This is a genomic window from Dyella flava (assembly GCF_016904955.1).
Taxonomy (GTDB): Bacteria; Pseudomonadota; Gammaproteobacteria; order Xanthomonadales; family Rhodanobacteraceae; genus Dyella_B; species Dyella_B flava.
Genome location: NZ_JADIKE010000039.1, coordinates 176,461 through 190,547 on the forward strand (window position 1 = coordinate 176,461; position 14,087 = coordinate 190,547).

Here is a 14,087-nt window from a genome sequence, read left to right on the forward strand (position 1 = left end):
GATATTCCGGATTTTCAAAGCTGGGCACCTTCATGTGCCCAGCTTTGAGGGGTGGGGAAGCAAAGGGTCAGTACCAGGAGCAGACCACCTTGCCACATACACCGGCATCCATCAGGTCGAAGCCCTTCTGGAAATCGTCGATGTGGATCTGGTGGGTCAGCACCTTCTGCAGCGGGAAGCCGGTCAGCACCATCTGGGTCATCTTGTACCAGGTCTCGAACATGCGGCGGCCGTAGATGCCCTGCAGGGTAAGGCCCTTGAAGATCACCCTGTCCCAGTCGATGCCGGCGCCCTTGGGCAGAATGCCCAGCAGCGCGATCTTGCCGCCGTGGTACATGCCATCGAGCATGTCGTTGAAGGCGCGTGGATTGCCGCTCATCTCCAGGCCGACGTCGAAGCCTTCCATGTGCAGGTCTTTCATCACGTCTTTCAGTGACTGGTTCGCCACGTTGACCACGCGCGTGGCGCCCATGTCAGCGGCAAGCTTGAGGCGGTAGTCATTGACGTCGGTCACCACTACGTTGCGCGCGCCGACGTGCTTGGCGATGCCGGCGGCGATGATGCCGATCGGGCCTGCGCCGGTAATCAGCACATCTTCGCCGACCAGGTCGAACTCCAGCGCGCAGTGCGCAGCATTGCCGTAAGGATCGAAGAAGGCGGCGAGTTCGGACGGGATCTGGTCCGGAATCGGCCACAGGTTGGAGGCCGGCATGGTCATGTATTCGGCAAACGCGCCGTTGCGGTTCACACCGATGCCGATGGTGTTCGGGCACAGATGCTGGCGGCCTGCACGGCAGTTGCGGCAATGGCCGCATACGATATGGCCTTCGGCGGAAACGCGATCACCGATCTTGTAGCCGGTGACGCCGGGGCCGATCTCCACGATGCGGCCGACGAATTCGTGGCCGATGGTGAGGCCGGGCTTGATGGTGCGCTGGGACCATTCGTCCCATTTGTAGATATGCAGGTCGGTACCGCAGATGGCGGTCTTTTCGAGTTTGATCAGTACTTCGTTCGGGCCGACTTCTGGTACCGGCACCTCTTCCATCCAGAGGCCTTTCTCGGCGTGGCGCTTGACCAGGGCTTTCATCGTTTGCGGCATGGGGCACATCCAAAGCGGGCGGGGGAATGAGCACAACCCGCTAATTATAGATCCGCCATGCAGCATGCCTTGACGCGCTGCGGCATCACCGCCGCAGCGCTAAGCCTGCCTGCGGCCTACAGGCCGCGAGGTTGTCAAAGATCCAAGCGGTCGTAACTGCGCTTGAACACAATCGGCATCTCCACCTCCGTGGTGGTCCAGGTTTCCGTCACGGTCAGGTGATGGCCGTCAGGCGAACGCACCCAGGTCTGGTCAAGGCGGGTGCCATCTTCGAATTGCATCGACACGTGCATGCCGTCTGGCGAGAGCTGTGTCTGCACCTGGGCACTGCCACTGAGCGACTGGCGGGTGACGCCGTCGAACTTGGTATCAAGGCGATCGGTGTTGTTGTAGTCCACCTGTACGCCCTTTTCCGTCTGCTGCACGTTGAGCAAGGCGTCGTCGCTGAATAGAGGGGGCGTGGGATCTTTCTTCGGTGCGGTCTTGCTACTGAGCAAGTCCTGGGAGTCATGACCGCCGCCGCCATGCCGGCCACCACCACCCATACCGCCGCCGCCCATGCCACCACCACCCATACCATGACCGCCGCCGCGGCCGCCGGAAGAGTTGGAGGACGATGCCGGGCTACCGCTCGAACTTGCGCTCGCTGGTCTGGAGGAGGGCGCTTCTTCGCGGCGCTTCTCCGCATGCAGGCGGCGGGTGATGTCCTCCGCGCTGTCGCTCGCCTTGTCGTTGAGTTGCCAGATGCCGGTGAAATCCGGGTTGGGCGGCTGGTTCTGCGCGATAGCCTGGCTGGCAAGCAGCACACCCGCGGCTAGCAACAGGAATGACGAGCGGGGGAGTTTCATTGGATGCATGGGTCTTTTGTCTCAGCAATAAACCGGAACTTGGAGAGTTCAACGCACCGATAGCCATCCAGTGCACGTCGATGGTCGACAGGCCAGCGGCAAGGAAGTTGCGCACATCGCATAAAATGGTTTGATGCCAGCCGATCGCCGCCCACTTGCGATATTCCTGATGGGCCCGACCGCGTCGGGCAAGACCGCGCTGGCCTGCGCGCTCAGCGAGCGTTTTCCGCTCGGCTTGATCAGCGTGGATTCCGCGCTGGTCTATCGCGGGCTGGACATCGGCACCGCCAAGCCGGATGCCACCACGCTGGCGCGCTATCCACATGAGCTGATCGACATCCGTGATCCGGCCGAACCTTACTCGGCCGCCGACTTCAGCGTGGATGCGCAAGCGGCCATGCGACGCATACATGGCTCGGGCAAAGTGCCGTTGCTGGTTGGCGGCACCGGCTTGTATTTCCGGGCCTTGCAGCGGGGTCTGTCGAGCTTGCCGGAAGCCGACGCCGGGATCAGGGTGCGGCTCACCGAAGAGGCTGCCGTTGTTGGCTGGGATGGCATGCACCGGCGGCTGGCCGAGCTCGATCCGCCTGCAGCCGGACGCATCAAGCCCAACGATGCCCAGCGCATCCAGCGGGCCCTGGAAGTCATCGCGCTCACCGGGCAGCCACTCAGTGCTCAGCAGCAAGGCGGGCGTGGGCAGCCTTTCCCCTGGCGGGTACTCAAACTCGCCTTATTGCCCGAGGATCGGGCTCCGCTGCACGCCCGTATCGCGCAGCGCTTTGAGGCCATGCTGGAGCACGGCCTGCTTGATGAGGTGCGCACCTTGCGTCAGCGCGGCGATCTGCAGCCGGATCTGCCGGCCATCCGCGCGGTCGGCTACCGCCAGGCGTGGGAGCACCTGGATGGTCTCTACGACGCAGCCGGGCTGCGCGACAAGGGCGTCTTTGCCACCCGCCAACTGGCCAAACGGCAGATCACCTGGCTGCGCAGCGAGCTGGATGCGCGCATGCTCGATCCCGAAATAACGGGGTTGCTGGAACGTGCTGCCGACGCCGTCGGCCTGTTTCTTGGCCGGGACTGAGCGACACTCGTGAAGCTTGTGACGCAGTTTTGTTATCTATTTGTCATAACTTACAAAAGTCTTTCAACCACGATTTAAAAGCGGTTAACATTCGAACAACTAGGGCTGAGGTGCCGTTGGCACCGTTTTTTTTCGGCCCATCCGATGGAAGAAAGGGGGGAGAACAAAAATGTCAAAAGGGCAATCCTTGCAAGATCCGTTTCTGAATGCATTGCGCCGTGAGCGCGTACCGGTCGCCATCTATCTGGTTAATGGCATTAAGCTGCAGGGCACGATCGAATCCTTCGATCAGTTCGTGGTACTGCTGCGCAACCAGGTGAGCCAGATGGTCTACAAACATGCCATCTCCACCGTGGTGCCCAGCCGCAATGTCCGTGTCGGCAACGGTCACGAAGGCCATGACGGCCATGAAGGCCACCTTGAGCACGCGTCGGCCGAAAGCGAAGGTTGATTCACCCTGTTCGATAGACAAAAGAAAGGCGAACGTGCCGTGCTGGTCCTGCCGCATTCACGCGGCGGGACCGATGCGGCCGAACGGGCAGAGGAATTCGTTGAGCTGGTGAAATCGGCTGGTGCCGAAGTGCTGGCCACTATTTCTGCGCGCATTGATGCGCCCAATCCCCGTTATTACATCGGTACCGGCAAGGCCGAAGAGGTTGCCGAAGCCGTACGCGCGCTCGGCGCGGATCTGGTGCTGGTCGATCACCTGCTTACACCTGTGCAGGAGCGCAATCTTGAAAAGGCGCTCAGCACTCGCGTGGTCGATCGCGCCGGACTGATCCTGGACATCTTTGCCCAACGTGCCCGTTCGCACGAAGGCAAGATGGAAGTGGAACTGGCCCAGCTCAAACACCTGGCCACCCGCCTGGTACGTGGCTGGACCCACCTGGACACCCAGCGCGGCGGTGCCATCGGTAACCGCGGCCCTGGCGAAACCCAGTTGGAAACCGACCGCCGGCTGCTGGCCGAGCGCGTGAAGATGCTCAGCAAGCGGCTGGAAAAAGTGCAGACCCAGCGCAACCAGCAACGCCGCGCCCGCCTGCGCAACACCGTCCCGCGCGTGGCCTTGGTGGGCTACACCAACGCCGGCAAATCCACCTTGTTCAATACGCTCACGCAAGGCGAGGTCTACGCAGCCGATCAGCTGTTCGCCACGCTCGATCCCACCGTGCGCAAGCTTGACGATCTGAGCTGCGGTCCGGCTGTACTGGCCGACACGGTCGGCTTCATTCGCGAACTTCCACATGACCTGGTCGCGGCCTTCCGTGGCACCCTGGCCGAGGCCCGTGATGCGGATTTGTTGCTGCACGTCAGCGATGCCGCCGACGAAGAACGTGAGCGGCTACATCAGGTGGTCGACCAGGTACTGGAAGAAATCGACGCGGGGGACGTGCCCCAACTGCACGTGATGAACAAGATCGACCTGACCGGCGGCGAGCCACGCATCGTGCGCAATGCAGAAGGCATGCCGCAGCAGGTGTGGTTGTCCGCCTATACCGGCCAAGGGCTTGAGCTGTTGCGCCAGGCACTGGGCGAACTGCTTGGCGGCGAACGCGTGCAATCCGAACTGCGCCTGCCGCTATCCGCAGGCCGCCTTCACGCCAGGCTCCGCGCTGCTGGTGCGATTGCTGAAGAAGCCGTCGATGAAGAAGGCTGGCGTCTGCGTATTGATGCCCCGCGCAGCGTGCTGGCGCCGCTGACTGGCGGGCAGGGCGCGGATATCGCTTTGCTGCGTGGGTTGCTGGGCTCGCCTGATCCGACCTTCTAGCCTGCTTTTCCTTACCGTGTACGGGGGAAGGCCAGCGCCGCTTTTCTTCCTCTCCCCTCCGGGCGACGCAAAGCTAGTCCCTGTGGGAGAGAGGACCGAGGTGAGGGGCCAGCCTCGCGACAACCTTGCATCGAAGCCGCTTCGAACGCGCCTGCAGCGCAAGATTGCCTCCTCACCCCAGCCCTCTTCCCGCTGGGGAGAGGGAGCTAACCTTAGGCATCGCTACGGCTCTTGCCGTCCGTCTCTGCTAGAATGCGATCGTTTGTGCGCGGCACCTTTCCGGCGCTTGCACGTCCCTTTACCCGTCACCATGTCCCATCCTGCACAGAGCGTTTTCCGGCCGTTGCTGCCGGCCTCCCAGCGGCCCCAAGGAGACTGACCATGGCCTGGAACGAACCCGGAAACGGGCAACGCGATCGCGATCCATGGAACAAGAACAAGCGCAGTGCCGGTGGCAAAACGGGCATTGAGACCACGCTCAAGGATCTGTCCAGGCGGCTCGGCAAGCTGGGTGGGCCCGGCGGTCTGTTCACCATCATCGGCGTCTTCATCCTCGCCTGGCTGCTGATGACCAGCTATGCCGTGATCGGCCCCGGCCAGGTAGGCGTGGTGCAGCGTTTCGGCGCCTATGCACGCACGGTCGGCCCTGGGTTCCATCTCAAGCTTCCGTTGCCGATCGAATCAGTGCAGCCGGTGGCCACGTCGCGCGTGCGGGTCATGTCCGACCAGATCCGCATGCTGACCCGTGACGAAGACATCGTCTCGGTGGATTTCAACGTGCAATACCAGGTCGCCGATCCGCAGAAATACCTGTTCAACACCCGCGATCCGGACGGCACGCTGAATGAAGCCGCGCAGGCGGCAGTGAGCGCGGTGATCGGCGCCCAGCCGATGGATGACATTCTCACCAGCCAGGGCGACGGCAACACGCCTGCAACGGCCTTGAGCTCCTTGCAGCAGCAGGTGCGTGATCAGTTGCAGCACACGCTGGACGCCTACGACTGCGGCTTGCACGTTACCGACGTCAGCTTCCAGTCCATTTCGCCGCCGCAGGAAGTGAAAGACGCCTTTGACGACGTCAACGCCGCGCGCCAGGATCGCCAGGGCCTGATCGATCAGGCGCATGCCAACACCAGTCAGGAAATTCCGCTCGCCAACGGCGATGCCAAGCGCATGGCTACCGAAGCGGATGCCTATAAGTCCGAGCGGATTGCGCGCGCCCAGGGCGATGTCGAGCGTTTCAACCTGATCCTGAAGGAATACAAGGCCGCGCCGGATGTCACGCGTCGCCGCCTGTGGCTGGAAACCATGGAAGACATCCTGCACGCCAACAACAAAGTGATCGATGGTTCCGATGGCCGCAGCGTCATCAACATCACCAATGATCGCGCCGACAACCCGCCGGCCACCAACCTGCCCGGCGTGGGCACCGTGGCACAACCCGGCAACACCTTTGGCGATGACGCGGACAAGGGAAAGCAGCCATGAAAACCACTGCTGCCATCATCATCGTTCTGGCGCTGTTGCTGGGTTTCAACAGCTTTTACACCGTGAACGAAGGCCAAAGCGCGCTCGTGCTGCAGTTCGGCAAGATTCTGCGCACCGACAAGCAACCCGGTTTGCATGCCAAGGTGCCTTTGCTGCAACAGGTACTGACGCTCGATGACCGCATCCTGGCGTTTGATGGCCAGCCGGAGCGCTATGCCACGGTCGACAAGCAAAGCGTCAACGTCGACTACTACGTAAAGTGGCGCATCGCCAATCCGGGCGACTACTACCGCGCCACGGGTGGCGATGAACTGCAGGCGGGCCAGCGCCTCAACCCGATCGTCAGCAATGTCCTGCGTGGCATCGTCGATACCCGCAGCTTGCAGCAGCTTATCGCCGGTAACCCGGGTGAGCTCAGCGATGGCACCGTGCAGCAGGCGAACGAGCAGGCGCAGAAGGCACTGGGCATTTCGGTGGTGGATGTGCGCATCACCGGCATCGAATTTCCCGACGACATCAGGGCCTCCGTCTACAAACGCATGCAGACCGAACGCCAGCAGCAGGCCGCGGCCATTCGCGCGGATGGCAAGCAGCAGGCCGAAGCGATCAAGGCCGATGCCGATCGCCAGGCCCAGATCATTCGCGCCAACGCCGAAAGCGATGCCGACAAGGTGAAGGGCGAGGGCGATGCGCAGGCTGCGCAGACCTACGCGCAGGCCTATGCGCAGGATCCGGATTTCTTCGCCTTCTACCGTAGCCTGGAGGCATACAAGAAGGCGTTTGGTGACGGCAAGGGCACCATCATTCTCCAGCCCGATTCCGAATTCCTGCGCTACTTCGGCAACCCGACGCCTGCGCCGGCGCGCCATTAAGCCAGCATCATGTCACGCGATTTCTATGCTGCGTTATGCCTGGTGCTGGTGATCGAAGGTCTGGTGTTGTTTGCCGCCCCGCACGGCTGGCAGGCAATGATGCGCGAGGCGCTGAAGCTGGATCCGCGCACCCTGCGCATGTTCGGTGCGCTGGCCATCGGCATCGGCCTGATCACCTTGCATTGGGTGCACTAGGGCTACGCCATCCACGCAGCCTCAACATTTTCACCGCGCGGTAACCAGAGCGCGCGATAGTTTTCCCGTTCCGCCGATCGGAACGTCTTAGAGCGAGAAGTATCATGGGTAAGTCAGTTGTAATTCTTGGCGCACAGTGGGGCGACGAAGGCAAAGGCAAGATCGTCGACCTGTTAACCGAACGCGTGGGCGCGGTCGCGCGCTTCCAAGGCGGTCACAACGCCGGTCACACCCTTGTCATCAAGGGCAAGAAGACCGTGTTGCACCTGATTCCCTCCGGCATCCTGCGCGATGACGCGCTGTGCCTGATCGGCAACGGCGTGGTGCTGTCGCCCGCCGCACTCAAGCAGGAAATCGAAGAGCTGGAAGCGCAAGGCGTCAACGTGCGTCCACGCCTGAAAATCAGCCCGGCCACGCCGCTGATCATGCCGTACCACATCGCCGTGGATAAGGCCCGCGAAGTCGCCGCCGGCGGCAAGGCCATCGGCACCACCGGCCGCGGTATCGGCCCTGCGTATGAAGACAAGGTCGCCCGCCGCAGCGTGCGCGTGGCTGACCTGATGTATCCGCACGAGCTGCCCGACCTCATCAAATGCGCGGTCGAATACCACAACTTCATCCTGACGCAGTGGCTGAAGGCCGAGCCGGTGGATTACCAGAAGGTGCTCGATGATGCGATCGCCTATGGCGAATTCATCCGCCCGATGGTTGATGACGTGGCCACCATCCTGCACGACCTGCGCAAGGAAGGCGGCAACATCCTGTTTGAAGGCGCACAAGGTGCGCTGCTCGACATCGACCACGGCACCTATCCGTATGTCACCTCCAGCAACACCACGGTAGGCGGCGCACTGGCCGGCACCGGCGTGGGCGCCGGTGACATCGACTACGTGCTGGGCATCTGCAAGGCCTACGCCACACGCGTCGGCGGCGGTCCGTTCCCCACCGAACTCCACGATGAAATGGGCGAGCGCCTGCGCAAGGTCGGCAACGAATTCGGCGCCAGCACCGGCCGGCCGCGCCGCTGCGGCTGGATCGACCTCGTCGCGCTGAAGCGTGCGGTACAGATCAACGGCATCAACGGCCTGGCCATCACCAAGCTCGACGTGCTCGATGGCCTGGATACCATCAAGGTCTGCATCGCCTACGAATACCGCGGCAAACGCCGTGAGCTGGCCCCGCTCGACGCCGACGGCTGGGCCGAGTGCAAGCCCGTCTACCTGGAATTCCCCGGCTGGCAGGAATCCACCGCCGGCATCCGCGACTGGAACAAACTGCCGCCGGCCGCCCGCGCCTACCTGCGTGCGGTGGAAGAACTCTCCGGCTGCCGCCTGGCGATCGTGGCCACCGGTGCGGATCGTGACGACACGATTGTGCTGGATGATCCGTTTGCCTGAGCTTAAGGGATCGGTGAAATATGCAAAAAGGCCATCCTGTTGGATGGCCTTTTTGATTGAATAGCGTACTGATCGGCAGGCTTGGGGGCGCCTTTGATGTACGCCTGGTCAAGTTTTAACCAAAGGTCACGCGCACCAGCTTCCCGAATGGGGGTATTGGCACCGTAAAATCGAAACTACGGTTTCGATTTTACGGTGCCAGGGTCCGAAGATCCAGAAATCGAAACTGTAGTTTCGTTTTCCTTGCAAATCCTCAATAAATACCAATAATCTAAGGCACAGCTTAGATTTCTGGGGGCCTCATGCAAATCCGAGTAGCCAATCCGGCCGATATCGGCCACGCGATCAAGGCGGTGCGGAAGCACCAGCGGGTACGCCAGGACGATCTGGCCGCCATGGTCGACTCCAGCCACGTTTTCCTGCGGGACGTTGAATCAGGCAAGGGCACGGTGCAACTGGGGCGCGTATTGCACTTGCTGGAAGAGCTGGGCATCGGTGTGATTCTGGATGTACCTGACGCCTCCGGAATCACCACCACTAGCACTACCACCAACCCCAGGGCCAGAACATGAATGTTCCCGCCGAGCGGACCTTGGTGGTCTGGGTGGACCAGCAACGCGTCGGCGAGCTGCGTGAAAGGGGCAATCTCTGGACCTTTGCCTACGACGCAGAGTGGCTGGATACGGCAGATGCTTTTGCACTCTCGCCGAGCCTGCCGCTGCAGCGCGAAGAAATGATGGACGGCGCCACGCAACGCCCCGTGCAGTGGTTTTTCGACAACCTGCTTCCCGAAGAGGGCGAGCGCGCGTTGCTGGCGCACGATGTGGGTGTGGATGCAGCCGATGCCTTCGGCCTGTTGCAGAGATATGGACCGGAATCGGCCGGCGCACTGACCTTGCTTGCTCCAGGGGTCACCTTGCCAGACGGTGATCTGCAGGCGCTCAGCGACGAGGCCTTATCTAAGCGCATCCAAAATTTGCCGCGGCTGCCGCTCTCGCATGACGCACCCAAGCGCATGTCGATGGCTGGCGCGCAACACAAATTGGCGGTAGTGCTGGCAGGCGGCCAATTGTTCGAGCCGGTTGGCCGCGTTGCTTCCACGCATATCCTCAAGCCCAACCACCCCAGGCCAGACGACTATCCGCATAGCGCCGTCAATGAATGGTTTGTCATGTGTTTGGCGCACAGGGTTGGGCTCAACGTTCCCAGCGTAAGCTTGCGGCGCGTCCCCGAGCCGATCTACCTGGTCCAACGTTTTGATCGTGAGGGCGAATCACCGGATGTGCGTCGTCGCCACGTGCTGGATGCTTGCCAGCTACTTTCGATTGATCACATTTTTAAATATCAGCAGGCCACTGCCGAAAACCTGCGCGAACTGGCCGAGCGTTGCCGTAGCAGGGCGGCGACACGCCAAGCTATTTTTCGCTGGAGCGTGTTCAACTTGCTGGTTGGCAATGGCGACGCGCATCTGAAAAACTTGAGCTTCTTTCCGAGTGCGCAAGGCATCGAACTGGCACCGCACTATGACCTGCTCAGTACCAGCATTTATCGCGAGGCAAAATGGCGGGACGCAGAATTGATTACGCCCATTGGGCAAGCACGACGTTTTGGAGAAGTTCGTCCTGCGGACATTCACGATTTCGGTAGGGTGCTTGGCCTCCCTGCGGCAGTTAGCCAACGCCTGCTCAATGAAATGCTTGCCAGATTTGCTCAACACGCCAAAGCATGGCTGGAGCGGTGTGAAAGCGATCAAGCATTGGGCTTATTGGCTGGTGAGGCGATGCTGCTCCGGCAAATTGTGCACGGAGCCATCAAAGACATGGCACAGCAGCTTAGCTAAACAAGCTCGATATCATAAAAGTACATTGATACATTAAACATGATCACCGGCGCCATCAAAAGTCAGATCGTCCGCATTTGGGGCGCCTTCTGGGCGGGTGGCATTTCCAATCCGCTGGAAGTGGTCGAGCAGATCACCTACCTGCTTTTCATCAAGCGCCTGGACGATCTGCAAACGCTGGAAGACAAGAAAGCCGAACTCACGCAGCTTGGGCAAGAGGTGCGGCTTGTCACGCAGGGTCTGGCCGATGTTGGAGCCGGGCGGGTTTTCGCGTAACGACAGATCGATCAGGTAGGGCTCGATGCTCCGTAGCTTGACCAGTTTTGCATCGGCCTGCGCCAGGATGGCCCGGGGTTTTCCAACGCTTGCGTCGACGACATGAATCTCCCTGATTCAATGCGGTGCGCAACTGCCAACGCGGTGGCTGGTGACTGGGCCTGATATGTCTTCTTGGACTTAGCCTTCCCTAAAACATCACAGGTATGCAGCCGCATGCCCGCGAGTATCGAAGTTTTCCCCGCGCCGGGCTGGTAGGCCCGAGGTAAGGCCCATAATTTGCTTGGAGTGTGTGTGGTAACACTTGCCGTTGCGTAGCCACGCCATGGCAGGGCTTTGTTGGGGCCGGGGTATGCTCCGAATGTGACCCATTTTGTCCATAGACGCCGCGTCGTCGCCGCTGTTTGAACGCTTAGGGAGAGGTTGGTTTGCGCGTAGTCTGGTTGCTGCTCTCGTTGCTGGTAGCCCATCTGGTTCTGGCGAATCGGAGCGGCCATGCGGAAGATGTGTGGCCGCAACTGACCATGTTGGCGGTGCAGGGGACGGCGCTATGGGCGGTTTTCATGCGCTACAAGCGCAGCCCGACGCTGATCCGGTTGCCGTGGCTGCTGCTGGCACTGGCCGTCTTGATGCAGGTGCTGTGGGGCAGTACCAACCTGCTTACCACGGTACTGGGTGACAAGGGCGGTTATTTGTCCGCGCTCGCCACGGTTTTCTCCAGCTTGTATGTGATCCCGTGCATATTCATGGTGTCACGCTCGTTTGTGCGGAACGAACCCCGTGCCGTAGCGGTGCTGGATCTGGGGATGTCGTGCGTGGTGGCGGGGCTGCTGTATGAGTTCTTTACGCAGATGCTGAGTGGTCCGCTGGCCAAGGACCCTTCCAGCATCTACATAGTCCTCTATCAAGCTGACGCCATCGATTTTTCACTGGCAATCATGGCCATCCTGCGCTTGCTGGGCGCGCGCAGTTTTCGTTGGCGTTTCTTCTATTACGCCGCCAGCAGTTATTTGCTGGTCAATGCGATCGTCGCGACGGTCTACAACCGGGTCGAACTGCATGGCTTGCCCTGGTGGGCCGGCTCGCTGATCGATATTCCCCACGCGCTGCTGGCGCTGGTGGCCACACGGCAGCCGCCCCGCTGGTTGCGCGCCTACCGTCCCTCGCTGGTGGTGTCGCAAACCATCGCATCGTTTGCGCCGATCATCCTGTCGATGATGGTGGTCGTGCTTGGGGTCAGCATGACGCGCATCAGCTTTGTGCTCGGCCTGTCGACGGCATGCGCTTCCGTGTTGTTCTACGGCTTGCGCGTGGCCTTCATCCAAAGCCGCCATATGGACATGCAACGCGCCGGTGACTTGAGCGCGTTGCGCCTGGAGCAGCAGGTTGGCCGCGACCCGCTCACCGGTATTGCCAATCGCGCGACGCTGGACACGCGCCTGCGCGAGGCCTTGCAGGAAGGACAGCGAACCGGCCAGTGTTGCTCGCTGTTGATGATCGATATCGATTTTTTCAAGCAGTACAACGACAGCCTTGGTCACGTCGCCGGGGATGCATGCCTGGTCAGCGTGGCTGCTGCGCTCAGCAGCCAGCTCCGCGCATGTGATCTGGTCGCGCGCTACGGTGGCGAAGAATTCGTGGTCGTGTTGATGGACGCTTCTGCCGAGCGGGCTGTGGAGGCGGGCAGGCGAATGGCGGGTGTCATCGAGCGTTTGGATATTCCACACCGCTGCAGCCCGTATGAGCGGATCACGGTAAGTATCGGTATTTCCACGCAGACGCCCGATATCCTCATGGACCCGGTGTTTTTGCTCGAAGAAGCGGATCGGGCGCTTTACCTGGCCAAGAACAATGGCCGCGATCGCGTGGAAGTCGCCGACGAAGTGCGTTGACGCGACGCCGATGCGTGCTGCGACTTGGTACGCAAGGGAAATTCGCATATCGCGACGGCGCGTTGCGGGTAAGCCGAGCGACTGGCGTGCCGAATCTTTTCCGGTGTTATGACAGAGTCTGCAGGCTCAGGCTCGCATGTCCGCGTAGAGGGCGGCACCCCCGGCATCTGCCCGGGAGAGCAGGGGCGCAGCCCGGTGGCTATCGAATAGGCAGTCGGGCACTCGTCAATAAACGGAAAAGGTTGTCTCATACGCGTGAAGCGTACGTGGTGTGTCATCGATATCCACCGACGATCGTTTTCATGACGGCCTTTCCCCCACCCGGTTTGTCAATCACAGGGAGTGTTTGCATGTCCAAGCTATTTCGGAAAACCGTGGGCGTCTTGTTGCTGGGCATCCCGTTCGCTGCTGCATCGTGGGCGGCGACAACGGATGCCCAGGCTCCTGCGTCCTCTAGTACCAGCAACTATGTGCCCAGCGATGCGGAACTCGCCGCCGCCCATTGCGTGATCGGCGAGGAGCGTTTCCTGCCTGGCGATTATTACTATTGCCTTGGTGGCCTTACCTATGGCCAGCACAATTACGCGCAATCAGTGCGTTTCTTCACCACGGCGGCGAGCTGGGCCAGCAAGCCCGCGCAGTATGTACTGGGTGTCATGGCTTTGAACGGTGATCATCAACCGAGAAACCGCGCGCTGGCGCTGGCCTGGTTTGCATTGGCAGCGGAGCGTCCGGAGTCACGTTTCAAAGCGCCCTACGAGGAAGTCTATAAGGCATCGAACCAGGCCGAACGGCGTGCTGCTGACGAGTTGCTGGAAAAAATGCGCCCGACCTATGGCGATGCCACCGCCGCTGTGCGTGCGCAGGAGCGTTATGTCGAAGGCATGAAATGGCTGGCGCGGATGAACAGCAGCGGCAACCAGTTCTGCATGGAAGGCATGGGAACGCTCGACCGCCCGGTTACGGGTCCCGCTGCCTGTCCGCCGGTCCAGCAGGTAGTGACCACGATCGACAACAAGGCCGCCACTGTCTTCGAAGGATGGGCGGGGCATGTGACGGTGGGGTCGTTGCAGCAGATTCCTTCGTCTTCGGGGCCGACCAATTAGCCCGCATTTACGGTAAAGAAAGCGCATCGCCAGCGTGCGCGACGCAAAGTCCGTTCCAGTATCCGCCGGATGGAGGCTTGGCCCTCATCCGGCGAATTGATTTTGGCGCTATGGGTCTACCATGCGCATCCGATCCCATCCTGTCCGGCTAACTCCACCTCCGGAATTCGGTCAGCTGCATGACTTCTGGCGCTGTCTGAAGGCCACGGGCAGGCTGCACTA

14 protein-coding genes are annotated in these 14,087 nt (G+C 61.1%); 12 read left to right on the plus strand and 2 right to left on the minus strand.

The annotated features are described in order from the left end of the window. Nucleotides 1-67 precede the first annotated feature (67 nt). Both tdh and ISP19_RS19240 read right to left on the minus strand, forming a co-directional pair. Nucleotides 68-1,090 carry an L-threonine 3-dehydrogenase gene (gene tdh, locus ISP19_RS19235; RefSeq protein WP_204684389.1) on the minus strand — a complete coding sequence of 341 codons (1,023 nt, stop codon included), beginning with the start codon at nucleotides 1,088-1,090 and terminating at the stop codon, nucleotides 68-70. A 146-nt stretch (nucleotides 1,091-1,236) separates the two neighbouring features. Next, the gene (locus tag ISP19_RS19240; RefSeq protein ID WP_204684031.1) at nucleotides 1,237-1,950 is read right to left on the minus strand and encodes a hypothetical protein; all 714 of its coding nucleotides are present in this window, start codon (nucleotides 1,948-1,950) and stop codon (nucleotides 1,237-1,239) included. Nucleotides 1,951-2,083: 133 nt separating this feature from the next. On the opposite strand from ISP19_RS19240, the gene miaA reads away from it, so the two are divergent. The 12 genes from miaA to ISP19_RS19300 all read left to right on the plus strand — a co-directional run bounded on the left by miaA (nucleotide 2,084) and on the right by ISP19_RS19300 (nucleotide 13,865). Next, complete coding sequence (gene miaA / locus ISP19_RS19245) at nucleotides 2,084-3,031, plus strand: tRNA (adenosine(37)-N6)-dimethylallyltransferase MiaA (protein WP_204684032.1); 948 nt, start codon at nucleotides 2,084-2,086, stop codon at nucleotides 3,029-3,031. Between the two features lie 169 nt (nucleotides 3,032-3,200). Beyond that, a complete protein-coding gene (gene hfq, locus ISP19_RS19250; protein WP_204684033.1) occupies nucleotides 3,201-3,482 on the plus strand; it encodes an RNA chaperone Hfq in 282 nt (93 codons plus the stop codon). Nucleotides 3,483-3,488: 6 nt separating this feature from the next. Continuing rightward, nucleotides 3,489-4,799, plus strand: coding sequence for a ribosome rescue GTPase HflX (hflX, locus tag ISP19_RS19255; protein ID WP_204684390.1), 1,311 nt, complete (start codon nucleotides 3,489-3,491; stop codon nucleotides 4,797-4,799). 381 nt (nucleotides 4,800-5,180) lie between these two features. Further along, nucleotides 5,181-6,287, plus strand: a complete 1,107-nt coding sequence (gene hflK, locus ISP19_RS19260) for an FtsH protease activity modulator HflK (protein ID WP_204684034.1) — start codon at nucleotides 5,181-5,183, stop codon at nucleotides 6,285-6,287. Next, a complete protein-coding gene (hflC, locus tag ISP19_RS19265) occupies nucleotides 6,284-7,159 on the plus strand; it encodes a protease modulator HflC (protein ID WP_204684035.1) in 876 nt (291 codons plus the stop codon). The genes hflK and hflC overlap by 4 nt, the downstream gene beginning before the upstream one ends. Before the next feature lie 9 nt (nucleotides 7,160-7,168). Continuing rightward, complete coding sequence (locus ISP19_RS19270) at nucleotides 7,169-7,354, plus strand: DUF2065 domain-containing protein (RefSeq protein ID WP_204684036.1); 186 nt, start codon at nucleotides 7,169-7,171, stop codon at nucleotides 7,352-7,354. 104 nt (nucleotides 7,355-7,458) lie between these two features. After that, nucleotides 7,459-8,751: an adenylosuccinate synthase gene (locus tag ISP19_RS19275; RefSeq protein WP_204684037.1), complete on the plus strand. Its 1,293-nt coding sequence runs from the start codon at nucleotides 7,459-7,461 to the stop codon at nucleotides 8,749-8,751. A 302-nt stretch (nucleotides 8,752-9,053) separates the two neighbouring features. Next, entirely contained in the window at nucleotides 9,054-9,323 is a 270-nt protein-coding gene (locus tag ISP19_RS19280) for a helix-turn-helix domain-containing protein (protein WP_239556949.1), read from the plus strand. Further along, nucleotides 9,320-10,591 carry a HipA domain-containing protein gene (locus tag ISP19_RS19285; protein ID WP_204684038.1) on the plus strand — a complete coding sequence of 424 codons (1,272 nt, stop codon included), beginning with the start codon at nucleotides 9,320-9,322 and terminating at the stop codon, nucleotides 10,589-10,591. Before ISP19_RS19280 ends, ISP19_RS19285 begins: the two co-directional genes overlap by 4 nt. 39 nt (nucleotides 10,592-10,630) lie before the next feature. Then, nucleotides 10,631-10,867 (plus strand): type I restriction-modification system subunit M N-terminal domain-containing protein, encoded by a 237-nt coding sequence (locus tag ISP19_RS19290; protein ID WP_204684039.1) that lies wholly within the window; start codon nucleotides 10,631-10,633, stop codon nucleotides 10,865-10,867. 428 nt (nucleotides 10,868-11,295) lie between these two features. Next, on the plus strand, nucleotides 11,296-12,759 hold the full coding sequence (locus tag ISP19_RS19295) for a GGDEF domain-containing protein (protein WP_204684040.1): 1,464 nt from the start codon (nucleotides 11,296-11,298) through the stop codon (nucleotides 12,757-12,759). Nucleotides 12,760-13,109: 350 nt separating this feature from the next. After that, nucleotides 13,110-13,865, plus strand: a complete 756-nt coding sequence (locus tag ISP19_RS19300; protein ID WP_204684041.1) for a hypothetical protein — start codon at nucleotides 13,110-13,112, stop codon at nucleotides 13,863-13,865. The last annotated feature ends 222 nt before the right edge of the window (nucleotides 13,866-14,087 follow it).